20 protein-coding genes and 1 riboswitch are annotated in these 23,016 nt (G+C 67.1%); of the genes, 9 read left to right on the plus strand and 11 right to left on the minus strand.

Features of this window, described 5'->3' with window-relative positions:
- Nucleotides 1-74: 74 nt before the first annotated feature.
- Nucleotides 75-902 carry a shikimate 5-dehydrogenase gene (locus ACLQ7E_RS07185; RefSeq protein WP_411731889.1) on the minus strand — a complete coding sequence of 276 codons (828 nt, stop codon included), beginning with the start codon at nucleotides 900-902 and terminating at the stop codon, nucleotides 75-77.
- Nucleotides 903-1,203: 301 nt separating this feature from the next.
- On the opposite strand from ACLQ7E_RS07185, the gene ACLQ7E_RS07190 reads away from it, so the two are divergent.
- Nucleotides 1,204-3,024 carry a calcineurin-like phosphoesterase C-terminal domain-containing protein gene (locus ACLQ7E_RS07190; protein ID WP_411731890.1) on the plus strand — a complete coding sequence of 607 codons (1,821 nt, stop codon included), beginning with the start codon at nucleotides 1,204-1,206 and terminating at the stop codon, nucleotides 3,022-3,024.
- Between the two features lie 78 nt (nucleotides 3,025-3,102).
- Here the strand turns inward: ACLQ7E_RS07190 and ACLQ7E_RS07195 are convergent, their stop codons facing one another.
- Together ACLQ7E_RS07195 and ACLQ7E_RS07200 are read right to left on the minus strand one after the other, a co-directional pair.
- Nucleotides 3,103-3,783 (minus strand): FadR/GntR family transcriptional regulator, encoded by a 681-nt coding sequence (locus tag ACLQ7E_RS07195; protein WP_411731891.1) that lies wholly within the window; start codon nucleotides 3,781-3,783, stop codon nucleotides 3,103-3,105.
- Nucleotides 3,780-5,093, minus strand: a complete 1,314-nt coding sequence (locus tag ACLQ7E_RS07200) for an MFS transporter (protein WP_411731892.1) — start codon at nucleotides 5,091-5,093, stop codon at nucleotides 3,780-3,782. The genes ACLQ7E_RS07195 and ACLQ7E_RS07200 overlap by 4 nt, the downstream gene beginning before the upstream one ends.
- A gap of 178 nt (nucleotides 5,094-5,271) precedes the next feature.
- On the opposite strand from ACLQ7E_RS07200, the gene ACLQ7E_RS07205 reads away from it, so the two are divergent.
- The gene (locus ACLQ7E_RS07205; protein ID WP_411731908.1) at nucleotides 5,272-6,489 is read left to right on the plus strand and encodes a CynX/NimT family MFS transporter; all 1,218 of its coding nucleotides are present in this window, start codon (nucleotides 5,272-5,274) and stop codon (nucleotides 6,487-6,489) included.
- Between the two features lie 107 nt (nucleotides 6,490-6,596).
- Nucleotides 6,597-7,619, plus strand: coding sequence for an LLM class flavin-dependent oxidoreductase (locus ACLQ7E_RS07210; protein WP_411731893.1), 1,023 nt, complete (start codon nucleotides 6,597-6,599; stop codon nucleotides 7,617-7,619).
- An 82-nt stretch (nucleotides 7,620-7,701) separates the two neighbouring features.
- Here ACLQ7E_RS07210 and ACLQ7E_RS07215 read toward each other — a convergent pair whose 3' ends face one another.
- Nucleotides 7,702-7,929 (minus strand): hypothetical protein, encoded by a 228-nt coding sequence (locus ACLQ7E_RS07215; protein WP_411731894.1) that lies wholly within the window; start codon nucleotides 7,927-7,929, stop codon nucleotides 7,702-7,704.
- Between the two features lie 93 nt (nucleotides 7,930-8,022).
- Here ACLQ7E_RS07215 and ACLQ7E_RS07220 point away from each other — a divergent pair, with 93 nt between their 5' ends.
- Nucleotides 8,023-9,012 (plus strand): DUF5937 family protein, encoded by a 990-nt coding sequence (locus tag ACLQ7E_RS07220; protein WP_411731895.1) that lies wholly within the window; start codon nucleotides 8,023-8,025, stop codon nucleotides 9,010-9,012.
- Nucleotides 9,013-9,061: 49 nt separating this feature from the next.
- Nucleotides 9,062-9,436 (plus strand): PH domain-containing protein, encoded by a 375-nt coding sequence (locus ACLQ7E_RS07225; RefSeq protein WP_411731896.1) that lies wholly within the window; start codon nucleotides 9,062-9,064, stop codon nucleotides 9,434-9,436.
- A gap of 108 nt (nucleotides 9,437-9,544) precedes the next feature.
- On the opposite strand, the gene cycA is transcribed toward ACLQ7E_RS07225, so the two are convergent.
- The 7 genes from cycA to ACLQ7E_RS07260 all read right to left on the minus strand — a co-directional run bounded on the left by cycA (nucleotide 9,545) and on the right by ACLQ7E_RS07260 (nucleotide 17,073).
- Complete coding sequence (cycA, locus tag ACLQ7E_RS07230) at nucleotides 9,545-11,029, minus strand: D-serine/D-alanine/glycine transporter (RefSeq protein WP_411731897.1); 1,485 nt, start codon at nucleotides 11,027-11,029, stop codon at nucleotides 9,545-9,547.
- A gap of 55 nt (nucleotides 11,030-11,084) precedes the next feature.
- A complete protein-coding gene (locus ACLQ7E_RS07235; protein ID WP_411731898.1) occupies nucleotides 11,085-11,291 on the minus strand; it encodes a hypothetical protein in 207 nt (68 codons plus the stop codon).
- 155 nt (nucleotides 11,292-11,446) lie between these two features.
- A riboswitch (glycine riboswitch) is annotated at nucleotides 11,447-11,544 on the minus strand.
- Between the two features lie 461 nt (nucleotides 11,545-12,005).
- On the minus strand, nucleotides 12,006-12,407 hold the full coding sequence (locus ACLQ7E_RS07240; RefSeq protein WP_411731899.1) for a hypothetical protein: 402 nt from the start codon (nucleotides 12,405-12,407) through the stop codon (nucleotides 12,006-12,008).
- Between the two features lie 119 nt (nucleotides 12,408-12,526).
- Entirely contained in the window at nucleotides 12,527-13,756 is a 1,230-nt protein-coding gene (locus tag ACLQ7E_RS07245) for a glycerate kinase (RefSeq protein WP_411731900.1), read from the minus strand.
- Nucleotides 13,757-13,812: 56 nt separating this feature from the next.
- Complete coding sequence (locus ACLQ7E_RS07250) at nucleotides 13,813-15,375, minus strand: SLC13 family permease (protein ID WP_411731901.1); 1,563 nt, start codon at nucleotides 15,373-15,375, stop codon at nucleotides 13,813-13,815.
- Complete coding sequence (locus ACLQ7E_RS07255) at nucleotides 15,372-16,895, minus strand: ATP-binding protein (protein ID WP_411731902.1); 1,524 nt, start codon at nucleotides 16,893-16,895, stop codon at nucleotides 15,372-15,374. The genes ACLQ7E_RS07250 and ACLQ7E_RS07255 overlap by 4 nt, the downstream gene beginning before the upstream one ends.
- Nucleotides 16,882-17,073, minus strand: a complete 192-nt coding sequence (locus ACLQ7E_RS07260) for a hypothetical protein (protein WP_411731903.1) — start codon at nucleotides 17,071-17,073, stop codon at nucleotides 16,882-16,884. Before ACLQ7E_RS07260 ends, ACLQ7E_RS07255 begins: the two co-directional genes overlap by 14 nt.
- A gap of 373 nt (nucleotides 17,074-17,446) precedes the next feature.
- Here ACLQ7E_RS07260 and ACLQ7E_RS07265 point away from each other — a divergent pair, with 373 nt between their 5' ends.
- The 4 genes from ACLQ7E_RS07265 to ACLQ7E_RS07280 form a co-directional block, all read left to right on the plus strand.
- Nucleotides 17,447-18,100 carry a dTMP kinase gene (locus tag ACLQ7E_RS07265; protein ID WP_411731904.1) on the plus strand — a complete coding sequence of 218 codons (654 nt, stop codon included), beginning with the start codon at nucleotides 17,447-17,449 and terminating at the stop codon, nucleotides 18,098-18,100.
- A 359-nt stretch (nucleotides 18,101-18,459) separates the two neighbouring features.
- Nucleotides 18,460-19,971: an isocitrate lyase gene (gene aceA, locus ACLQ7E_RS07270; RefSeq protein WP_411731905.1), complete on the plus strand. Its 1,512-nt coding sequence runs from the start codon at nucleotides 18,460-18,462 to the stop codon at nucleotides 19,969-19,971.
- A 143-nt stretch (nucleotides 19,972-20,114) separates the two neighbouring features.
- Nucleotides 20,115-21,752: a malate synthase A gene (aceB, locus tag ACLQ7E_RS07275; protein WP_411731906.1), complete on the plus strand. Its 1,638-nt coding sequence runs from the start codon at nucleotides 20,115-20,117 to the stop codon at nucleotides 21,750-21,752.
- Nucleotides 21,753-21,952: 200 nt separating this feature from the next.
- Nucleotides 21,953-23,016: AMP-binding protein (locus ACLQ7E_RS07280; protein WP_411731907.1), on the plus strand; the 1,064-nt coding region annotated here is incomplete at its 3' end.

Here is a 23,016-nt window from a genome sequence, read left to right on the forward strand (position 1 = left end):
AAAAGCCCGGCGGCAGGGGGTTTCATGTTTGGGCCCAGAGCCGGGCCATGGACGATCCGTCCCGCCGGCCGACGCTAGCCGGTGTGGGTGTTTGCCAGCATGAATGCGCGGGCCGCTCGTGTCTGCTCCCCGGTGGGCGTCACGCCGGTGTAGAGCACGAATTGCTCCACTGCCTGTAGCGTTGCCACGTCGGCGCCTGTCACGACAGGCTTCCCCGCGTTGCGTGCCGCACGGATGAGAGGTGTTTCCGCGGGCACGGCAACCACGTCGAACACTGCCCGCGCGGCCGCGACCTGCTCCAGAGTGAAAGGCAACTGCTCGGCTTCCTCACCGCCGGCCATGCCAATGGGGGTGACGTTAACCAGCAGCTCCGCACCGTCGGCGGCTTCCGGCGCCCAGACGAAGCCGTACGCCTGCGCCAATTTCCGTCCCGCCGATTCGTTGCGGGCCACCACCACGACCTCGCCAAACCCGCAGTGCGCCAGCGCCGCCACCACCGCCTTGGCCATTCCCCCGGACCCTCGGACGACAGTTCGCAACGACGGAGGCAGGTTTTGGTTCCTCAGCAGTTCAACCACGGCCGAGTAATCGGTGTTGTGGGCCGTGAGGAAGCCATTGTCATTGACAATGGTGTTCACGGACTCGATGGCCGCAGCGGAGGGGGCCATATGGTCCACGAGCGGGATCACCGCTTCCTTGTAGGGCATGGAGACGGCGGCGCCCCGGATGCCCAGCCCACGGATGCCGGCGACCGCCTGGGCCAGGTCGGTGGGGGCGAAGGCCTTGTAGATCCAGTTCAGGCCCAGTTGGTCGTAGAGGTGGTTGTGGAACAATGTCCCGTTGTTGCTGGGCCGCGCCGCCAGCGATATGCAGAGCGTCATGTCCTTGTTCAAAATCGGCATGCCCCAGTCTATTCCGGCAGCCACGGGCCCAAATTTCTGGACGTCCAGAAGGACGATACCTGCAACGGCCGCCCCCTGCCTGTCTGCCTGCCTGCCTGCCCATGGTCGTTTACGGGAGGACAATAACGCCGGTACCGCACATGAATTCTGTGCTTGGCCTTGTTATTGCGCCGTTTGGCGAGTCTTCATGAGCTTGACCTAGTGCCGGTCCGCGATGGCGGCCTTCCATTCATCGGCGTTTGGAAGGCTGGTGGCGGTCGGCGAAATAGCCGGCTGGTTTTCCCCAAACCGGAGGTAAGTCATGCCCTCGTCCACCCATCCGCCGAAAAGACTCCCCGGCCGACCGCTCGGCATCATTGCAGGGACCGCTGCCGTGCTCGTTGTGGGCACTCTGCTGTCCTCGTCCGCCGGGGCAGCGCCCGCCCAGGTCGACTGGGACGCAAATGCCTACCGCGGCTCCGTTGACGTTGTTGAATCCACCGGCGCCAACAACCAGGATTCACTCAAAGGTATGGTTTTCGATGACTCCAACAAGAACGCCGTTCTTGACGGCAACGAACGGGGCCTTAATGGCGTTGCCGTGTCCAACGGGCGCGATATCGCCACGACCGATCCGAACGGCCGCTACGAGCTTCCGGCCTTTGAGAACATGACGGTCTTCGTCACCCAGCCCCGCGGCTACCAGGTCCCGGTCGATGAGCACAATGTCGCCCAGTTCTTCTACAACCACCTGCCCGCTGGCTCCCCGGAGCTGAAGTTCGGCGGGATCGCACCCACCGGCGCCCTGCCGGAGGCGGTGAATTTCCCGCTGGCCCAGAGCAATCTCACCCAGTCCCCCGAGCAGCACTGCGCCATCGGCGCCGATATCCAGACTTACAACCAGAAAGAGGTCGAATTCGCCCGCAACGGCGTATTCGCGGACCTCGCCGAACGCCGGGACTACGCGGGTTGCGGGGCGCTCTTCATCGGGGACGTGGTCGGTGACGACCTTTCGGTCTTCACCCAGACCCGCGAACTGACCTCCATGCTCAACGGCCCGGCGCGGTTCCTGCCCGGCAACCATGACCTGGACTTCGATGCGCTCGACGGCGAGCACGAGTTCGACTCGTACCGCGCCCAGTTCGGTCCGGAGTACTACTCCTACGACGCCGGCAAGGCCCATGTGGTGGCCCTGAGCAACATCGAATACCCGACGAAGGTTCCCGCAAAGAAGGGCGACTACACCTACGGGCTCGGCGAACACCAGCTCGAATGGTTGCGCTCCGACATCGCGAAGGTCCCGAAGAACAAGGTGATCGTGCTGGCCGGCCACAGCCCGCTGCTCGAGTTCTACTACAGCAACTCCCACACGATGAAGCAGCTCAAGGAGCTCTACGGGATCCTTGAGGGCCGCGAGGTCGTCTCGCTGGGCGGGCACACGCACATGGCTGAAAACCTGCGCAAGGGCGACCTGATGGACGGATGGCGCGACGAAGTCGGCGAGGCGGGCCTGCCGTTCACGCACCTGACCGTGCCCGCGGTGTCGGGCCATTGGTACGGCGGCCGGGTCGTCGATGGGGGTTACCCGACCTCGGTCCAGCGTGACGGCACCCCGCCCGGCGTACTGACCCTCGACATCAAGAACACGGAGGTCACGGAGCGGCTCACCATCCGCGGCGGCGACGGATCCGAGCAGATGTCCGTGGGTCTGAACACCCCGAAGTACCGTGCCTGGTACGCAGACAACATCACGGTGCCGCGCGGGTCGGCTCCGGAGCTGGAAAACCCGATGGCGGTGTCCCAAACCGATCTGGCGGGCCAGTCCTGGCTGACGACCAACTTCTGGATGGGTTCGACCGGTTCCACGGTCGAGGTCGAAATCGACGGCGGCGAGCCGTCGGTTGCGTCGCGGACCCAGCAGCTACGTGGCGAGACCCCACTGGTCGGCTCCGAGTACTCCGATCCCGTTGCCATCGCCGAGCAGTTCGTCCACGGCGGCGGCTTGGCCGACAGATCGATGCACCTGTGGCGTCTGGAGCTGCCCTCCGGCCTCGCCGTTGGCGAGCACACCGCCGAGGTCACCGCGACCGACGTGCACGGCCGCGAGTTCACCGAGACCCTGACCTTCGAGGTCACCGAGTAGCTCCCGGGTTCACGCGTTCAGAGACACCGACGGTGCGTCACGGTCTTGCGGCCGCGGCGCACCTTCGGCGTTTTACGGCTATCTCCCGGGCATCCAGCCCATGCAGTAGTCGAGGTTCGCGATGACGGTGCGCACGGCGGCCTCGCCGTCCCCGGCCTCGATCGCGTCCAGCAGCTCTTCGTGGCCGGTGGCCAGGCAGCCGTCAAAACCGGCCTCGAGCCGCTGGACCATCTTGGTCCCGTGGAAGACATCACCGAAGCTTTCGTAGAGCTCGTGCAGGAGCGAATTGCCTGAGGCCTCGGCCACGCGCAGGTGGAACTCCCAATCCGCGGCCGACCAGGCCTCGTAGTCGCCGGCCTCCCAGGCCTCGCGCCGTCGCGCCAGCAGCGCGCGGAGTTCGGCGACCACTGCGGTGTCGGCAGAGCCGGCGGCGAGCCGGGCGGCCTGGGTGTCCAGGGCAAAGCGTACCTGGAGCACGTCCTCGTCCGCGTGTTCGCGGTAGACCCGCTGTGCGGTGCCGCTGATTTCGCTGGTGGCCCGCACATAGGTCCCGTCCCCGCGCAGGACCTCGAACAATCCGGCGTGGGCAAGCGCCTTGATGGCCTCGCGCAGAGTGCCGCGGGAGACCCCGAATTCGGCAATGAGTTCGGGTTCGGAGGGGATCTTCTCCCCCACGCGCCAGCGGCCCGACGCGACGGCGTTGCGCAGCCGGGCAACAACCTCGTCGGCCAAGGGCTGCCGCACCCCGGGGGCAGTCATGCCCGCACCACGGCCGGGACGCTCGGCTTGCGCCCAAGTCCGCCCAGCCGGTAGCCCAGGACGAACTGCACCAAGGTGATTCCGACGAGGATCACCAGCGGAACCGTCCAGGATCCAAGAACGCCCTGCAACAGTCCGAGCCCGAACGGCCCGGCGGCGGCGATGAGGTATCCGACGGACTGGGCCAGGGTGGACAGCGCGGTGGTTTCGGCGGCGCTCTCGCCGCTGCGGCTGATCATCAGCATCAACAGCGGGAAGATGCCGAGCCCCATGCCGGTGAGGATCGCCGGGATCACCGAGAACGCGACAGGGAGCAGCAGCAAGGAGGTGAAGCCGGCGACGGCGCATCCGCAAGTCAGGATGAAGGCGCCGCGCAACAGCCGCGGCTTCGATGCCATCCACAGCATGAGCAACACGGTGGGGATGCTGACCGCCTGCACCAAGCCCAGCATGAAGCCCGCGGTGGCAGGGTCCGATCCGCGCGAGATGAGGATGTGCGGCAACCAGCTCAACAGCGTGTACACCAGCATCGACTGCACGGCGAAGGTCGAGGTGAACAGCAGGCCCCTGCGGGTGGCCAGCATGGGCCACGGGGAAACGTGGGGTCCCGCGGGTCCTGCCGTGCGGCTTCCGCGGATGGCCAACGGCAGGAAGACCAGCAGCGCCAGGGCCGCGGGGATCGCCCAGGCCGCCAGCCCGAGCGTGGGAGAGCCCAGACGCGCGGCGATCGGCACGCTCAGGGCAGCGGCGGTGGTCGCGCCCACCGACATGGTGACGGTGTAGGTGGCGGTCATCGCCGCGGACCGGCTTGCGTGGTGCTCGCGGATGAAGGAGGGCATGGCCACGTTGCAGATGGCCAGCCCGGACATGCCGAGCACGGTGCCGGCCAGCAGCAGCCAGGTGGACTCGAAGGCGCGCACGACCAGGCCCAGGGTCAGCAGCAGCAGGGCCAGCCCGATCGCCCGTTCAAGACCCGCGTGCCTGACCAGCCAGGCTGTTCCCGCTCCGGCAAAGGCGAAGCACAACACCGGGATGGTGGGCAGCAGCGAGGCCACTATCGTTCCGTAGCCAAGCAGTTGTTCAAGGTCGTGGAAGAGCGGCGCCGCGGAGGCAATCGCCGCGCGCAGGTTCAGGCCGACGAGGACCACCGCGGCCACCGTCAACGCACCGATGACCCAGCGATTTCGCGTTGCGGGTACGGGTCCGGCCGCCGGCGCGCCTACGGCCGCCTCGACCTCTGCCATTTCGCCGGTGGCATCTTCGATGGCCTGCGGTGGGCGGGGTGGGTGTCGGGTGGTCTCTGAGCTCATGATTAAACATTAGACGTCTGATGTTTGTTACGGCGAATCCCGTGGTCTTAACCACGGACCGGTTCGGCCGGCGAGGGCTCGGATACGCTGGTTGCAGGACCCCGGCGCGAATCGGCCACCGTGTCCCAAGAACCCGAAGGAGCCCGCCACGCACCGCCGCCCATCACCGCGCACGGCCCTGCCGTGGGTCATCGCCGGCATCGTGGTCGTGGCGTTGAGCCTGCGTGCACCGATCATCGCGCCTACCGCGGTGATCACCGACATCCAGGCAGACACCGGGCTCACCGCCGTCGGGGCCGGCATGCTGACCGGGCTGCCGGTGCTGCTGTTCGCGCTCGCCACGCCGCTGGCCACACGGAGCATCCGCCGCTTTGGCCCGGAGACCACCATCATCCTTTGCCTGGCCGGGGTGCTGGCCGGAACCGTCATGCGCTCGATCGGACCGGCCTCGGTGGTGCTGGCCGGAACGGTGCTGATCGGCGCGGCCATGACCCTGGGCAACATCGCCATTCCGGTGCTGATCCGCCGGGACGTGCCCTTCAACCGGATCTCCGCCGTCACCGGCGCCTACTCGGCCACCATGAACATCGGTTCCATGGCCACGCTGCTGGGCACCGCACCGCTGGCGGCACTGCTTGGCTGGCGCTGGGCGATCGCGGCCTGGGGCGTGGTGACAGCCGCAGGATTGGCCTATTGGCTGCTGCGGCAACGGCGCGCACGGCGGCATGCCATGCCCGGCCCCCAAGCGGAGGCGCCCCGCGCATCCGCGGTTCGCAGCGTCCCGGACGGGCCCGGTGCGGCGGCCGCCACGGCCCGCGCGTCCCTTGACCGGACGCACTTCCGCCGCGTCGTCGCCCTGCTGGTCCTGGCCTTCTGCGGCCAGTCGGCCGCCTACTTCGCCACGACCGCCTGGCTGCCCCTGCTGCTCTCCGACACCCGCGGTCTGGACCCCGCAACCTCGGGCGCGGCGGCCTCGCTGTTCCAGATCGCCGCGGTAGTCGGGGCGTTCGGGGTGCCACTGCTGGCCGCGCGAACGAAGCTGTGGATCGCCACGGCCGTCATTGCCGTGTTCTGGGTCGCCCTGCCCATCGGGCTGCTCGCGGCACCCGAGGCATTCGTCCTCTGGGCCGTCATCGGCGGCGTGGCCCAGGGTGGTGGTTTCACCGCAATCTTCTCGATCATCCCCCGTGTTGCCCACAACAACGACGACACGGCCACCGCGTCCGCCCGCATCCAGGTCGGCGGCTACCTCGCCGCGACCTGCGCCCCGCCCCTGGCCGGCTGGCTGAACAGCACCACCGGCTCCTGGACCATGCCCTTGGTCCTGGTGCTCGCGGCCACCATCGCCTTCACGATCGGATCGCTGTTGGCAGTGCGGCTCGCGGACCGGCATTAGACCAGAGTCGGGCGCTGGCGCCGGTTACTCCCAACATTGCCTGCCAGTCCTCCATTCCCAAATGTTCACGAGGAATACGAAACCACGCCGCCGCGTTGGCTACCAGTGTGAAGAACATCGGATTCCTGTCATTCGGCCATTGGACCGACCACCCGCAGTCCGGCACGCGCAACGCGTCCGACTCGCTGCTGCAGGCCATCGACCTAGCGGTTGCGGCCGAGGAGCTCGGCGCGGACGGCGCCTACTTCCGCGTCCATCACTTCGCCCAGCAACATGCCTCCCCGTTTCCGCTGCTCGCCGCGATCGGGGCGCGGACCAGCCGCATCGAGATCGGCACCGGCGTCATCGACATGCGCTACGAGAACCCGCTGTACATGGCGGAGGATGCCGGCGCGGCCGACCTGATCTCGGGCGGACGGCTGCAGCTCGGCATCAGCCGGGGTTCACCCGAGCAGGTCATCGACGGGTGGCGCCACTTCGGCTTTTCCCCCGCCGGGGGCGAGTCGGACGCCGACATGGGCCGGCGGCACACCGAACGCCTGCTCGAGGTGCTCACGGGCGAGGGCTTCGCGGAACCGAACCCGCGCCCGATGTTTCCGAACCCTCCGGGACTGTTGCGCGTGGAGCCTTATTCGGCGGGCCTGCGCGAGCGTATCTGGTGGGGATCCGGCTCCAACGCCACCGCCGTATGGGCCGCGAAACTGGGGATGAACTTGCAAAGTTCCACGCTCAAGGACGACGAGAGCGGCAAGCCATTCCACGTCCAGCAGGCCGAGCAGATCGAGATCTACCGGCAGGCCTGGAAGGATGCAGGGCACGCGCGTGAGCCGCGAGTCTCGGTCAGCCGCAGCATTTTCGCGCTGACAGACGAGCGCGACTGGCAGTACTTCGGTCGCGACCGCCACAGCTCGGACCAGGTGGGCAACATCGACGCGAAGACGCGCACGGTCTTCGGCAAGTCCTACGCCGGTGCCCCCGACGAGCTTGTTGCGAAGCTGGCCGAAGACGAGGCGGTAGCCGCAGCAGACACCTTGCTGCTCACTGTCCCGAACCAGCTCGGCGTCGACTACAACGCCCACGTCATCGAGTCGATTCTGACGCACGTGGCACCGGGCCTCGGCTGGCGCTGACGCCTCGGGCGCCGCGCCCATGCACTCGGCCCCACCGTCGCCGTCCCGCTGAAGTCAATCGGCGGGACGGCACCGGTTTGGCTCAGTACCGCCCGGCAACGACCTGGGAAAGCTGGACCCAGGCGCGCTCGCGGTTTTCACGCAGCAGCTCCTCCTGCCGCGGCGAGGTGTGCCAGAGACTGGCGACCATGCGGTGCCGCGGGGCCACGTGGGCCGCGGTTCGCACCTTCCGCCTTCGGGCCAGGTGCCGGGCCGCGGCGGTGTTGTCGATGAATGGATGGACTGGAAATGCTTCGGTTGAGGTGCTCATGCGTCCATCCTGAAACCACCGGCGCCGCACGGCCACCATTCGGCTATTTCCGAATCCTTACCCCGGGACGTCCGCGTGCCTAGACTGATTGACATGCAGATCAGCCTGTCGGCCGAGGACCTGACCCGGGTGCGATTCACCATCTCGCCCCTGTGGGAAACGGTCACCAGCGTGCGTGCCCTCCAGCTGGGCACCCGGATGCACCGCCCCTGGATCAGCGATGCCACCACGCGCATTCTCGCCTCCCCCGATCCGCAGAAACAGGACCACCTGCGGCTGCTGACCACGTTGATCCGCCCCACCGGCTACATCGCCGATTCCCTGACCCCCACTCCCCTGCGGCAGGACACCTTCGAGGCGGGGCTCGCCGCGGTGGGCGCCGTCGCGCCGGAACTGTGGATCCGCGACCTCGACTACCTGTTCGCCACCGGATTGGAGGAGACCCGCATGAAGGAGGTGCGCGCGATCCGCGACGACCCCGAGTCAGAGATTCCGCGCATTGTCGCGGCCCTGCACTGGTACTGGGAAACCGCTGTTGAACCCTTCTGGCCGCGGCTGCGTGCGATGCTCCTCGCGGATCTCGACTACCGGCTGGCCCTGCTGGCCGAGCACGGCATCCACCAGGTCTTCAACACCTTGCATCCCAACGTGCGCCTGACGCGCGACGGCATTGAGGTCACCGCCAATTGCGACGGCAGCCACCATGCATCCCCGGGCAACGGGCTGATCCTGGTTCCCAGCGCCTTCGTCTGGCCGCGCACCCTGGTGCTGGACGTGGACCCGTTTGTTCCCACGCTGACCTACGCCCCACGCGGGGTCGGCCGGCTCTGGGAAAACACCCGGGAGGTCAAGGACTCCCCCGTGGCACAACTGCTCGGGCACACCCGGGCGCAGATCCTGGCCCAGCTCGACCTGCCCATGACCACCACCCAATTGGCCTGCGCCCTGGACCTGGCGGCTGGAACCGTCAACGGGCACCTGAAGGTGATGGCGGCGTCCGGGCTCACCGACACCATCCGCGCGGGCCGCGAGGTCTTCTACCGGCGCGCGGACCTGGGCGAGGACCTGCTCGCCCGTGCGTAACCCCCGCCGCAATGCCCCGGCTGTCCCTGCTGCTGGGTATGGTCGGGACATGATCGATTTCAACAACGCCTCCGTGTTCAAGCTCAGCCCCTGCGACCCAAGTGACGTGGCGGGGGAAGTCACGCCCCTCTTTGTCCAGGGCGAGGAGCTGCTCGCCGCCTTCAAGGGCGTGCGCGACTATGTGGTCTTCACCAACAAGCGGCTGATCGCGGTGAACATCCAGGGCCTCACGGGCAAGAAGCGCGACTACACGTCGTTGCCGTATTCCAAGATCCAGGCGTTCTCCGTGGAAACGGCGGGCACCTTCGACCTCGATGCCGAGCTGGATTTGTGGTTCAGCGGCCTGGGCAAGGTTCGCCTCGAATTCAAGGGCAAGGTCGATGTGCGCGCGCTCTCGCAGCTCGTCGCCTCTCACGTCCTATAAGTCAACAAAAGACGGCAAGACCTCGGGGCCGGCCCAAAAAGGGCGGCCCCGAGGTCTTCCTGGCTAAGCTGGCGCCTGACGGCGCCCGGAGTCATCGCGCGGCAGATGTCAATGCGCGGCGGGCTCCTTCAGCTCGGCTTCCTCGACGCCAAGGCCGGCATTGAACGCCGCGGCGGTCATGTGCTCCTGGGCAACCTTGGCCGCGTGCATGGCACGCAGTTCGGCGTGCTTCGGCTTGCTTCGCAGGATCGCGTAGCCGATCCCCAGTGCCACAAACCAGATCGGGGTCAAGAGCAGCGCCGACAGGGTGTCGGCCTGCGTGGTCAGGGCCCAGAGGATGAAGCCGAAGAAGGCCAGGACCACGTAGGGCATGAACGTTCCGCCGGGCATCTTGAACTTGCTCGACGCGTGCAGCTGCGGGCGGCGCTTGCGGTAGACCAGGTAGCTGATCAGGATGATCGACCAGACGAACATGAAGCAAAGAGCCGAAATGGTGGTGACCAAGGTGAAGGCCTCGGCCACGCCGCCCTCGGCGTAGAGCAGTGCCACGCCGGCGAGCAGGAACATACAGGAGAACAGCAGCGCGTTGCGCGGAACCTTGGTCCGGGAGAGCTTCGCGAAGCCCTTGGGGGCGTCGCCTTCCTCAGCCAGTCCGTGGATCATGCGGGACGTCGAGTAGATACCGGAGTTCGCACTGGAAGTTGCCGAGGTGAGCACCACGAAGTTCACGATGCCTGCGGCGCCGACCAGGCCTGCCATGGCGAACATGCCCACGAACGGGGACTCCTCGGCGCTGAACAGGTTCCACGGCTGGACCGCCATGAGGATGACCAGGGCGCCGACGTAGAAGAAGAGGATGCGGATCGGGATGGAGTTGATGGCACGCGGCAGGGTCTTCTCCGGGTCCTTGGTCTCGGCGGCGGTGGTGCCCACCAGCTCGATGCCGACGAACGCAAACACTGCGATCTGGAAGCCGGCGACGAAGCCCATGAAGCCGGTCGGGAACATCCCGCCGTCGTTCCAGAGGTTCGCAAAGGAGGCCGTGGCGCCGTTGTTTTCGAACCCCGTAATGATCATGACAAGGCCGACGACGATCAGCGCGCCGATGGCGACGATCTTGACCAGCGCGAACCAGAACTCGGTCTCGCCGAAGTTCTTCACGCTCGGCAGGTTAAGTGCCACCAGCAACAGGATGCAGGCCACGGCGGGGATCCACAGCGGCAGGTCCTTCCACCAGAACGCCACATAGTGGGAGATCGCCACGACGTCTGCGATGCCGGTGACGACCCAGCAGAACCAGTAGGTCCAGCCGGTGAAGAATGCCGCCCACGGGCCCAGGATGTCCCCGGCGAAGTCGGAGAAGTTCTTGTAGTTGGTGTTGCTCAGCAGCAATTCGCCCATCGCGCGCATTACGAAGAACAGCATGAATCCGATAATCATGTACACGAAGATGACGGACGGTCCGGCAACCGCAATGGTCTTGCCGGAGCCCATGAACAGGCCGGTGCCAATGGCCCCGCCGAGCGCGATCAGTTGGATGTGGCGGTTGGAGAGCCCTCGTTCGAGGTGGGGCGCGGAACTGTTGTTGCTCATGCTATTGCCTTCCAGATGGGTGCTGGTGCTTCGGTGGCGTGCCATGGACGATTCCCTAGAGGTCATCGCCGACGGGGGCGAGGCCCTGAATCGAGCCCTCCGCATTGTTCTCCGAAGCAACCATTCCCATGCCGTTGCGCTTGCAGGAGAGCCCAGCGGCGATGCGCGCGGCAAACTCCGGATCCAGCACAGCTGGATCGCGGAGCAGGCCGGCGGGCGCGCCGAAGGGCGACCGGGCAGTGGCGTGGGTGGTTAGCATCATGGAGGAACTCCCGAATCGCGCGCGGACGACGCCGCGCTGTTCTTGGATCCTCCCCAATCTGTATGAGTACCTGAGAGTTTCCATCCCGGCCCGCGAGGGGTGGGACTTGCTCCTTCGGTGAGCACGCATTGCAACGTGCTGCTTTCCAGATTTGCCTCTTCGTGGCGGTACGGGTGCCTGAGAGTTTCCTGGGGAGGAATTGCTCCTACGGCGCCCGTCCATGGTGTGGACGGGACTCTCCCGCCACGTGTCAACGGCAAGTTGTTTGTGATTGCAGTCATAACTTACGCGGTGCATCCGTGTGGTGCAAATCACAGCAGGCTTTGTGTCGAAGCGTATTAGGAACAGCCCGCTGACATGGGATTTGATGCGCTACGAAGTTGCGTCACATTTGTCATGAGGGGAAGGGGGGTGCGCGTTGGCAGAGGAACAACTGGACCACCCGCCGACGACCGCCGAGAACGACACGACCCTATCCGGATGCCGCACATTCCCCACCGGCTCCCGGTTTCCCTCCGTAAAAAAGACTGGCGATTATTGACCGTGGCGGCGCGCGGGCGTTCCCAGCGTCGGCAGCCTGTGGCCATTGGCGACGTCAAGTGCGGTCGCACATTGCGGGACCCCGCGCCTCCGACGCGCTCCGTGTACAGCCATGGTCCCGATCCTGAACAGACTGCGATCCCGCTGCGTTGCCGAGAACCTGACGCGGACCGGTCAGCTGTTGGAATAAAGGATCTGCAGAGCCGCGTGCAGGCCCTCCCGGCGCCCCAGGGGGCCGGTCCTTGCCTGGCGAAGCGGCTCGGCTTCGTCCAGCGCGTCCCAGAACCCTTCTGTTGGCATTGACGGCGGCGGGACGATGAACCAGCAGTGGGCCAGCGGGTCGGCGGGGCCGGAGATGCCGACGTCGGCCAGATAGGCAGAGATGTCCTTGGTGGCCGTCCCGGAACCCGGCATGTCCGTTGGCCTGACCTCGCGCGGAAGGCGATAGACGACGTTCGGCACTCCGAGCTCCAGAATGCCGGCGACGGCGAGGAATCCGAAGCCGCTGGGTGGCACCTCGACCGCGCCTGGAGGCGGGTCTGCCACGGGGACGGAATCCCAGTTGACGGCATTCATGCTTCCTCCTTGGTCGGCGGACGGGGCGATGGACCCCGGCGCGGCCAGCCTAGCCGACGCACACGGGCCGCGAAAGGGCACGGCCGCAACGTCTCCAGGCGGCCCCGCCCGGACCGGGCCTAATACCAGGCGTCGCGCGGGCTCAGCCGGGCCGCTGCCATGGAGGCGCCCAGGATGATGGTGCGCATGAAGCGCTCCGCAGCCTCGATGAGCAGGCGCTCCCCGTCGTCCACCGCCTCCTGCAGCGTCATCGGGATCGGGACGATCGAGGCGATCGCATCGATGCCGATGTCGTGGACGTCGCGGCAGCCCTTGCCCAGCGTCCCTGCCAGGGCCACCACCGGCACCCCGTGCAGCGCCGCGCGGCGCGCGACCTCGGCGGGGACCTTTCCCTTGGGCGTTTGGAAGTCGATTGCCCCTTCGGCGGTGATCACCAGGTCGGCACCGCGCAGCAGCGAGTCCAGGTCGATGCCTGCCAGCCCGGAATCCAGGATCGCCTCGAAGCGCGGCATCAGCACCGCCCCGAGGGCCGCAAGCCCGGCGCCGAGCCCGCCGGAGGCACCGGTTCCCGGTGCGTTCGCGAAGTCGGTGCCGCGGGCGGAATCCAGGGAATCGCGGCGCAGCACCGCCGCCCAGTGCTCGAAGCCGGCGGACATCGCCTCGACCTGATCGGGGGTGGCGCCCTTCTGCGGGCCGAAGACCCGGGCCACGCCGCGCGGACCGGTGAGAACGTTGTGCTGGTTCAGTGCGAGCGTGATCTCCACCGTCCCCGCAGCGATGGACGGGTGCAGCCCGGAAAGGTCGAGCCGGTCGATGCGCGCCAGGTGGTTGCCGCCGGCCGGGACCTCGCGCCCGGCGGCGTCCAGGATCCGCACGCCGAGTCCCTGCAGCGCGCCCATGCCGCCGTCCGACGTGCCGGAGTCGCCGCAACCGACGAGCACCTTTTCGGCGCCTGCATCGATCGCGGCGGCGATGAGTTCGCCGACCCCGTAGCTGGTGGTCATCCCGGGGTCGCGCTGATCGCGCGGGACCAGGCGCAGCCCGGCCGCCGCGGCCATTTCGACCACCGCGGTGCCTGTCGCATCCCCGCCGAGCATCGCGTAGTGGGAATCGACGGGTTGCCCGACTGGGCCGGTGACCCGGGCCGGGACCAGTCGGCCGCCGGTGGCGCAGGCGAGGGTTTCGGCGGTGCCTTCGCCGCCGTCGGCGATGGGAACTGCCTTGACCACGGCACCGGGCAGGGCGCGTCGGACGCCGGCGCCGATGGCCTGGGCGACGGCCGCGGCGTCGAGGGATTCCTTGAATCCGGAGGGGGCAACGAGGATGCGTCGGGGCAGGGCGTTGGACATGGTGGTGGTTCCTTATCTGTTGGAGTGGTGCTTGTGATGCGTTGGGGTGTCGGTGGCTAGAGGAAGAGCGGCAGGCCCATGGCCGGCCAGATCCAGAGGGCGAAGACCAGCACGAGGGCCACCATGACGGGGCCCAGCACGGCGCTGAGCCGCAGCAGGTCCGCCGGCGCATAGGTGTCGACGCCCTCGATGTCGGAAAACAGATTGACCGGTTTCGCGCTGCTGGTCAGGGTGTGGCAGAAGCCGGCCGCGGCGGTGGAGGCGAACGCGATCGCGACCGCGTTGACCCCGAGGCCGGGGGCGAGCGAGACGACCAGCGGGATCAGCACCGCGGAGCGGGCCGAACGCGACTGGATGACCAGGTGGGCGGCGGCCGACATGACGACCACCAGGACGGTGAACACCCACGGTGCCGCAGCGCCGAGCCCGGCGACGGGGCCCAGCACGCTGCGCGCCAGCCATTGCGCGGCGCCGGTCCCGACCAGCGCGGTGCCCAGGGTCAGCGTGGCGGCCATGAAGATGAGCATCGACCACGGCACCGCCTTCAGCGCCTTGGCCAGGGGCACGGAGCCGAAGCCGGGGCTGGCCACGAGCAGGGAGCCGAGCAGGGCCACGATTGCAGGGTGCAGGTGGTGCAGCGGTTCGGTGCACCAGAGCACCACCACCGCGGAGATCAGCAGGGCGGCCCGGGACTGGGCGACGGTCAGCGGCCCGGTCAGCGGGACCGGGGAATGTTCCTGCAGCGTTTCGATGCCGACCGCCAGCGGCAGCCGCCGGTCCGATGGGCGGGTGAAGAGCCAGAGCACCAGCTCGGCGCACAGGTGCGAGGAGAGGAAGGCCAGCGGCAGCCCGTAGAGCAGCCAGCCGGCGAAGGAGAAGCCCGCGTAGCCGGAGGCGGTAAGGATCTGGCTGGTGATCAGGTGCGCCCCGGCGCCCAGGTAGGAGGCGACGGCGGAGAGCAGGATGACCGAGGGGAAGACCAGCGACAGGGCCAGCACCACGCGGCGGAGCTCGTGCAGGGCACGGGCCAGGGCGATGAACACGGGGATCGCCAGGGCCGCCCGGCCCGAGGTGGAGGGCACCGCGAACGCGGTGGCGACCAGTACCCCGGTGGTCAGGTGGACCAGCTGGCGGGGGCTGCGGGCGCCGGCGACGATGTATGCAGCTGCCCGGGTGGCCAGCCCGGTGGCGGTGATCCCTGCAGCGATCACGAACGCCGCTAGCATCAGCCAGATGGTGTCCTCGCCGAGCGAGGCGAACAACTCGTCCTCGGGCAGCACGCCCATCAGCACCAGCAACAGTGCGGCACCGAGCGCGACGTAGGTGTCACCGACCGGGGAAAAGATCCACAGCCAGATCGCGACGGCGAAGACGGCCAGGGTCAGCGCGCCCTGGGCGGGCAGCGCCCGGCCCGTCACGCCTGCCGGGCCGAAGGCGCTCGTTGCGCACCAGAGCAGGAACACTGCCAACAGCGCGGCAGCGAGCAGTGCCGCGATGCTGCGGCGGTTCCATCGCGGCCGCCTTGGGCCGACGTCCGCGGTCGCTTCCTTGGGAGCCGGGGCTGCCGTCGCATAGCGGAATCGGGAGGGGCCGGCGGTGTCGGTGTCGGTGGTATTCATGATTCCTCCCCGAGGGTGGCGGCGAGCCGGTCGGCGAACGCATCGTCGGAACGGCGGGCGGGCGCCAGGGTCTCCAGCGGCAACGTGAGCCCGAAGCGGGTGCCGGCCCCGTCCCCGGATTCGACCCAGGCGGTGCCCTGGTGGGCTTCGGCAACCGCCTTGACCACGGCCAAACCCAGGCCCATGCCGGGGGCTGTGCCCTCCGCGCTGCGGTAGCTATCGAGCAGTGCGCAGGCCCGCTCGGGATCCAGCGGCGGGCCCGGATTGGCCACCCAGAAGCTGGCGAACCCGTCGGCGACCGAGGAGCCAATGCGGATGGTGTCGCCCGGTGCGGTGTGAGCGACAGCGTTCTCGATGAGTTGGCGCACCGCATCGGCGATCCGGATCCGATCCAGCCACGCGTCGGCATGACCGGTCGCCTCGATGCGGAAGTGCCGTTCGGGGTGGGCGCCGGGCCGCGATGCTTCGGCGGCGACGTCCGCCGTCACCTCGCCGACCGAGACGCGGGCGGGCTTCACGAAACCGGGGTTCCCGCTTTGGGCCAGCACGTCGAGATCCGCGAGCGTGCGTCCCATCTGGCCGATCAGGTTCTGCGCCCGGCATCCGATGCGGGCGCGCGCGGCAAGCGGCAGGTCTTCGTCGACCAGTTCGTGCAGGGCCGCGGCGACCCGGCGCTGGGGTTCGTTGAGGTGCTCGCGGGCCTCGGCGATGAAGTGGCGCTGCGCCAGGTGCGAGGCCTCGATGCGGTCGAGCATGGCGTTGAGCGTCTCTGCCAGCTGGGCCAGGTCGTCCCGGCCCTGAACCGGGATGCGGGCGGAGAGGTCGTGGGCGGTGATGGACTCGGCCGTTTCGCGCACGGTGCGGATCGGGCGCATGATCTGGCGGGCCACCAGCCAGGCGATCCCGGCGGTCAGCCCCAGCCCGCCCACTGCCACACCGAAGAGCAGCACGGCCTGCCGGTTGGCCTCCTCCTGCGCTGCCCCGGTGAACTGCGCGACGACAAGGTGCGCCTGGCGTTCCGGCGGGGTGGCTGCGGTTTCGCCGGCGGCGACGGCCGCGGCCTTGCCCCAGCGAACCGTCCCGTGGGCCGTCTCATAGACCCCGGCTGTCTGCGCATCGTGCAGGATCCGCTCGACCAGGGCGGCGTCGCCGACCAGGATGCTGCCGGTCTGGTCGGCCACGCCCTGCGCGGCCAGCACTCTCCCGCCGGCCACGCCAACGATCGCCTCGCCGGCCAGCGGCTGCTGCCGGGCCAGGTAGCGCTCCATCAGTGCGCCCATCGAGGTGAAGGGCCTGGCCGTGTGCGGGTCCAGTCCCTCGGCGGCGAAAGTGCGGAACTCCTCAATCTCCTGCACGACCCCCACGTTGGCGGCCTCGGCGACCTGCCCGGACATGACCGAGCGCATCGTCACGGTCACCGCGAGCAGTGCCAGCGCGGTGGTCAGCACGATCCAGCCGACAATCCGCCAGCGCGCCGACACGGCCGAGCCCTGCCGGTCCCGGGCCTCAGTCCTGACCATGGTTGCGCTCCTCGGTCAAGGCCTGTTCTGACGGCGACAGCGGGTAGGCAAGCTTGACCACAATGGGTTGCTGGTGCGGGAGCTGGGGGTTGGCGGTGTTGGCGAGCACTTGGCTGGCGGTCGCCAGTCCGGCCGGAATGGCCAGGACGACGAGCAGGAGAAGTATGCGGCGAATCATGCACCCAACATTAGAAATGCCTTGTGAGAGCAGGATGATGTGGCAGTGAGAGGCAAATGAGAGCCGAACGGGCAGCCCCCGGCGAGCTCCGCAAGGTCGGCGGACTGGGTCAAGGTCGCTGTCGGGTCAAGCGCATCTGCGCCCGTGATTTCCAGGCTCGCTGCTACCGCGCAGCCAACTTGCCGGGCAGCGATCCAGCGTGTGCCTCCGCACACGGTGGCGGTGCCCAGGTGCAGGGCGGATGCGCTCGCTCCGGCGGGACATCACCACTCACAGGCAACGCACAGTGCGGTGCAGGTATCGATTCTCTTCGCTTGGTCGTTGAACCGGGTAGAGAACCTAGTAAGTCAACCAATGGAGCCCATTGCATTCAATGCCCACAGCCTCGACCACGACAACCGCCACGCTACCGAATCCGCGGCATGCCGATGCCCCTTCGGATGACCCGTCGCGCCGTCGGACCGTCGTGTTGCTGGGCATCGACGGAGCGGGCAAGACCACGGCCGCGAAGGCGCTCATTGGGGCACTGCATGATTCCGGGACGCCGGCCCAGCTGCTGCGCAACCCGGCCGGTCGCCGTTGGATGTCACGCGTGGCCGGGTACTTTGGAGTCTCTCTGGCTCCGGCGTGGGCCAATCGGCTGGAATCGGTCGTGCGCAGCATCAATGTATTGGTCGCCCACTTCCGGGCAAGCGGATTTCCCGGCACCACCGTCATGGACCGCCACATTGCGTGCCAGCTGGTCCTGCGTTCGGTCCGCGGACTGCCCCAAGGCGTTGTTCTGCAGTGGCTGCTGGCCCGGCTTCCACGTCCGGATGCGATCATCCTGGTTGATGTTTCCGCCGACGTCGCCCACGCCCGGATCATTTCACGCGGGGAGGACAGCGAAACCCTCTCCTATTTGAGGTCGGCGCGTGAGGCCTACCTGAAGATTGCGCTGGCCAGGGGCTGGCACGTCATCGACGGATCCGGCACACGGCAGCAGGTGGCCGACGACGCGCTGCGAGCCGCTACAAGCAACTCCTGACAGGGCGGCGCAGCAGCAGCTGCGCCGCCCTGCATGAACGACCGGTCGCCTTCCGGGTCGCATTGCCCCCAGCGCCATCTATAGATGGCGGATTCTTGCCGCCCCTCGAATATCCCCTCTTTCTTCGGCTGCTTCCGCCGGCGCGTGGATCATTTTCGGCTTTACCGCCCGGATTGGTGTGCGCGCGGCCACAAATTTAGATTTCGCGAAGAAACGCAAATCTTTCCTTCAATACCCCCTAGCTGACTCTGGAAAAGTGCGGAAATGTAGTTCCTACGCAGAAAGAACGCCGGAAGAACCTACCGGGATCACGAATACGATCCAGGCCCGGCAACCGGCAATCCAGCAAGGAGAAGGCAATGACCGAGCAAAATTCGACCGAGAACCGCATCGCAGCAATCGAAGAGGATTGGGCAAGCAACCCGCGATGGACCGGCACCACTCGTGATTACTCGGCAGCCGACGTCGTGAAGCTCCAGGGCTCGGTGCAGGAAGAGCACACGCTGGCCAAGCGCGGTTCGCAGAAGCTCTGGAAGCAGCTCACCGAGGAAGCACCGTCCGGTGGATACACCAACGCACTTGGCGCCTTGACCGGCAACCAGGCAGTGCAGCAGGTCAAGGCCGGCCTTCGAGCCATCTACCTTTCCGGCTGGCAGGTTGCCGCGGATGCGAACCTCTCCGGACAGACCTACCCTGACCAGTCCCTCTACCCGGCCAATTCTGTTCCGCTGGTCGTGCGCCGCATCAACAACGCACTGCTTCGAGCCGACCAGATCGAGCACGCCGAGGGCATCAAGACCGTTGAGGATTGGCTCGTCCCGATCGTGGCCGACGCCGAGGCCGGCTTCGGCGGCCCGTTGAACGCCTACGAGCTGATGAAGTCGATGATTTCCTCTGGCGCCTCGGGTGTCCACTGGGAAGACCAGCTCGCCAGCGAGAAGAAGTGTGGCCACCTTGGCGGCAAGGTCCTGATCCCGACCCAGCAGCACGTTCGCACCCTGAACGCCGCTCGCCTGGCAGCAGACGTCGCCGGAACCCCGTCGGTCGTCATCGCCCGCACCGACGCCGAGGCAGCAACCCTGATCACCTCGGACGTCGATGACCGCGACAAGCCGTTCATCACCGGCGAGCGCACCGCCGAAGGCTTCTACAAGGTCACCAACGGCATCGAACCCTGCATCGCCCGGGCCAAGGCCTACGCACCGTACTCCGACCTCATCTGGATGGAGACCGGCACCCCGGACCTGGAACTGGCCCGCAAGTTCGCCGAATCGGTCAAAGCCGATTTCCCGGACCAGATGCTCTCCTACAACTGCTCCCCGTCCTTCAACTGGCGCAAGCACCTGGATGACACCACCATCGCCAAGTTCCAGCGCGAACTCGGCGCAATGGGCTTCACGTTCCAGTTCATCACCTTGGCCGGCTTCCACGCCCTGAACTACTCGATGTTCGACCTCGCCCAGGCCAGTCGCTTCGCCGAGGGCGTGCATCGGGCTTACCCCGGAAAAATGCTCGCCTACAATTGCTCCCCTTCCTTCAACTGGAAGAAGCACCTGGACGATGCAACCATCGCCAAGTTCCAGCGCGAACTCGGCGCCATGGGCTTCACCTTCCAGTTCATCACCCTCGCCGGCTTCCACGCCCTGAACCACTCGATGTTCAACTTGGCCCACGGCTACGCCCGTGACGGCATGAGCGCCTACGTCGAGCTCCAGGAAGCGGAATTCGCCTCCGAGGTACGCGGCTACACCGCCACCAAGCACCAGCGCGAAGTCGGCACCGGCTACTTCGACGACATCGCCACCGTGCTGAACCCGAACGCCTCGACCCTGGCCCTGGCCGGATCCACCGAAGCCGGACAGTTCCACTAAACACCCCGGGCGTTTTCCCGCCCACGGCACGGGTGGGGTCGACCGAACACGGGGGGCCCCACCGGGCCACCCCCGCCTTGGCCCACCGGCATCCAGGCACACTTCCCACCCACAAACATTTGATTCAAGAAGGAGTCACAGCCATGAACGATCCAATCACCCTGAACGGTATTACTTTGGTCGCTGCCCCAGTCCGCCGGCAGGAAGAGATCCTCACCCCACAAGCGCTGGACTTCTTGGCCCAGCTCCACAAGGCATTCGACGGACGCCGTGCAGAACTCATGCAGACCCGCCAGCTGAACCGCGCCCGGATCGCCAACGGTTCAGACCCGAAGTTCCGCCCCGAGACCAAGTCCATCCGCGACGACGCGAGCTGGCAGGTTGCCCCCATCGCACCCGGCCTGGAGGACCGCCGCGTGGAAATCACCGGTCCCACCGACCGCAAGATGGCCATCAACGCACTGAACTCCGGCGCCAAGGTCTGGCTGGCGGACCTCGAGGACTCCTCGACCCCCACCTGGTCCAACGTCATCAACGGGCAGCTGAACCTGCGCGCGGTGCTGGACCGCACCATCGATTTCACCTCGCCCGAGGGCAAGGAATACAAGCTGACCGGTGAGAAGCTCACCGACCTGCCCACCATCGTGGTCCGCCCGCGTGGCTGGCACCTGCCGGAGAAGAACCTCCTGGTTGCCGGCAAGCCGGTCTCCGGCGCACTGGTCGACTTCGGACTGCACTTCTTCCACAACGCCCAGCGCCTGATCTCCCAGGGCCGAGGCCCGTACTTCTACCTGCCGAAGATCGAGAACCACCTGGAGGCCCGCCTCTGGAACGACGTCTTCGTCCTGGCACAGGACCTGGTGGGCATCCCGCAGGGCACCATCCGCGCCACGGTGCTCATCGAGACCATCACCGCCGCCTTCGAAATGGAAGAGATCCTCTACGAGCTGCGCGAGCACGCTTCGGGCCTGAACGCCGGCCGCTGGGACTACATCTTCTCAATCATCAAGAACTTCCGTTCCCGCGGCCCGCGCTTCGTGCTCCCGGATCGCGGCATGGTCACCATGACGGCCCCGTTCATGCGCTCCTACACCGAGCAGCTGGTCCGCGCCTGCCACCGCCGCGGCGCCATGGCCATCGGGGGCATGGCTGCCTTCATCCCCAACCGCAAGGATGAGGCAATCAACACCGTGGCCTTCGAGAAGGTCCGCGCCGACAAGACCCGCGAGGCCAACGACGGCTTCGATGGTTCCTGGGTGGCCCACCCGGACCTCGTGCCAGTATGCCGCGAAGTGTTCGACGCCACCCTCGGCGAACGCCCCAACCAGCTGGACCGCACCCGCGAGGACGTCATCCCCGACGACCGCGCACTCATCAACGTGGCCGCCACCGAAGGCACCATCACCGAGCAGGGCATCCGGAACAACATCGAGGTAGGCATCCGCTACATCGAGTCCTGGCTCCGCGGGAACGGCGCCGTCGCCATCCACAACCTCATGGAAGACGCCGCCACCGCGGAAATCTCCCGCTCCCAGCTGTGGCAATGGATCTACGCCAGTGCCGTCACCGACCGCGGCGAGATCATCACCCGCCACTGGGTGGAGGAGATGCTCGATGAGGAATTCGCCAAACTTGAACGCTTCGAAGGGGACCGCTTCGCCGACGCACGGGACATCTTTGAAGAAGTCACCCTCGACCCTGCCTTTCCCGCCTTCCTGACGGTTCCCGCCTACGCCCGCTTCCTCGACGGATCCAGCGAACCGGAAATCCTGGCCGGCTGAACTTACGTCCGCCGGTCGGCGACGCCTTCGCAACAGGCACCCCGAGAGACGGGCCGCGGCCCGACGGGCGGAAACTCAGCTTCATCGCCCACGCCCCCGCATGGATTTGTGTGGGGGGTCCGCCGAGTCCGGACCACCCTTCTTTTGTGGGTAAAGAGCACATTCCAACGCACATAGCAGAGAAAGCAAGAGGTTTACCTATGTCCAACGCCCCCACTGCGACATCATCCGACCATGCACAGCAGGGCGATGCGTTTGAAAACCTACTCCGTGAGAACCGCCAGTTCGCGCCGTCGGCGGAGTTCGCGACGAACGCGGTGGTCTCCGCCGCTGATTATGCAGAGGCCGACGCCGGCCGCCCGGCTTTCTGGGCGAAGCAGGCCCGCGAACTGCTCACCTGGTCCAAAGACTTCGGCCAGGCACTGGACTGGTCCAACCCGCCGTTCGCCAAATGGTTCGTGGGCGGCGAGGTCAACGCCGCGTACAACGCGCTTGACCGCCATGTGGAGAACGGCCTCGGGGACCGGGTGGCCATCTACTTCGAGGGCGAACCCGGCGACACCCGCACCTACACGTACGCCCAGCTCACCGAAGAGGTCAAGAAGGCCGCCAACGCCTTCGAGTCCCTCGGGGTTGGCAAGGGTGACCGGGTGGCCGTTTACCTGCCCATGATCCCCGAAGCCGTCATCACGCTGCTGGCCTGCGCCCGCATCGGGGCCGTGCACTCCGTGGTGTTCGGCGGGTTCTCCGCCGATGCCCTGCGCTCCCGGATCGAGGACGCCGAAGCCAAACTCGTTGTCACCGCGGACGGCACGTACCGCAGAGGCAAGCCCAGCGCGCTCAAGACCGCCGTGGACGAGGCCCTCGCCGTCGACGGGCACACGGTCCAGAACGTTGTGGTGGTCAAGCGCAACGGCCAGAACGTGGACTGGCACGAAGGCCGGGACCACTGGTGGGCAGACACCGTGGAGCTGGCCTCCGCCGAGCACAAGGCGGTCGGCCACGACTCCGAGCACCCCCTGTTCATCCTGTACACCTCCGGCACGACGGGCAAGCCCAAGGGCATCCTGCACACCACCGGCGGCTACCTCACCCAGGGCGCCTACACCCACAAGGCCGTGTTCGACCTGCACCCCGAAACGGATGTCTTCTGGTGCACGGCCGACGTCGGCTGGGTCACCGGCCACACGTACGTCGCCTACGCCCCGCTCATCAACGGCGCCACCCAGGTGATGTACGAAGGCACCCCGGATTCCCCGCACCA

The organism is Paeniglutamicibacter sp. (genome assembly GCF_046714615.1).
GTDB lineage: Bacteria > Actinomycetota > Actinomycetes > Actinomycetales > Micrococcaceae > Paeniglutamicibacter.

Excerpts from the sequence above, each read along its gene's own strand:
- cycA (WP_411731897.1), bottom strand. The coding sequence starts at position 11,029 with ATGAGCAACAACAGTTCCGCGCCCCACCTCGAACGAGGGCTCTCCAAC.
- aceA (WP_411731905.1), top strand. The coding sequence starts at position 18,460 with ATGACCGAGCAAAATTCGACCGAGAACCGCATCGCAGCAATCGAAGAG.
- ACLQ7E_RS07260 (WP_411731903.1), bottom strand. The coding sequence starts at position 17,073 with ATGATTCGCCGCATACTTCTCCTGCTCGTCGTCCTGGCCATTCCGGCC.
- ACLQ7E_RS07235 (WP_411731898.1), bottom strand. The coding sequence starts at position 11,291 with ATGATGCTAACCACCCACGCCACTGCCCGGTCGCCCTTCGGCGCGCCC.
- ACLQ7E_RS07195 (WP_411731891.1), bottom strand. The coding sequence starts at position 3,783 with ATGACTGCCCCCGGGGTGCGGCAGCCCTTGGCCGACGAGGTTGTTGCC.
- ACLQ7E_RS07250 (WP_411731901.1), bottom strand. The coding sequence starts at position 15,375 with ATGAATACCACCGACACCGACACCGCCGGCCCCTCCCGATTCCGCTAT.
- ACLQ7E_RS07190 (WP_411731890.1), top strand. The coding sequence starts at position 1,204 with ATGCCCTCGTCCACCCATCCGCCGAAAAGACTCCCCGGCCGACCGCTC.
- ACLQ7E_RS07240 (WP_411731899.1), bottom strand. The coding sequence starts at position 12,407 with ATGAATGCCGTCAACTGGGATTCCGTCCCCGTGGCAGACCCGCCTCCA.
- ACLQ7E_RS07255 (WP_411731902.1), bottom strand. The coding sequence starts at position 16,895 with ATGGTCAGGACTGAGGCCCGGGACCGGCAGGGCTCGGCCGTGTCGGCG.
- ACLQ7E_RS07185 (WP_411731889.1), bottom strand. The coding sequence starts at position 902 with ATGCCGATTTTGAACAAGGACATGACGCTCTGCATATCGCTGGCGGCG.
- ACLQ7E_RS07200 (WP_411731892.1), bottom strand. The coding sequence starts at position 5,093 with ATGAGCTCAGAGACCACCCGACACCCACCCCGCCCACCGCAGGCCATC.
- ACLQ7E_RS07220 (WP_411731895.1), top strand. The coding sequence starts at position 8,023 with ATGCAGATCAGCCTGTCGGCCGAGGACCTGACCCGGGTGCGATTCACC.
- ACLQ7E_RS07225 (WP_411731896.1), top strand. The coding sequence starts at position 9,062 with ATGATCGATTTCAACAACGCCTCCGTGTTCAAGCTCAGCCCCTGCGAC.
- ACLQ7E_RS07265 (WP_411731904.1), top strand. The coding sequence starts at position 17,447 with ATGCCCACAGCCTCGACCACGACAACCGCCACGCTACCGAATCCGCGG.
- ACLQ7E_RS07245 (WP_411731900.1), bottom strand. The coding sequence starts at position 13,756 with ATGTCCAACGCCCTGCCCCGACGCATCCTCGTTGCCCCCTCCGGATTC.
- aceB (WP_411731906.1), top strand. The coding sequence starts at position 20,115 with ATGAACGATCCAATCACCCTGAACGGTATTACTTTGGTCGCTGCCCCA.
- ACLQ7E_RS07215 (WP_411731894.1), bottom strand. The coding sequence starts at position 7,929 with ATGAGCACCTCAACCGAAGCATTTCCAGTCCATCCATTCATCGACAAC.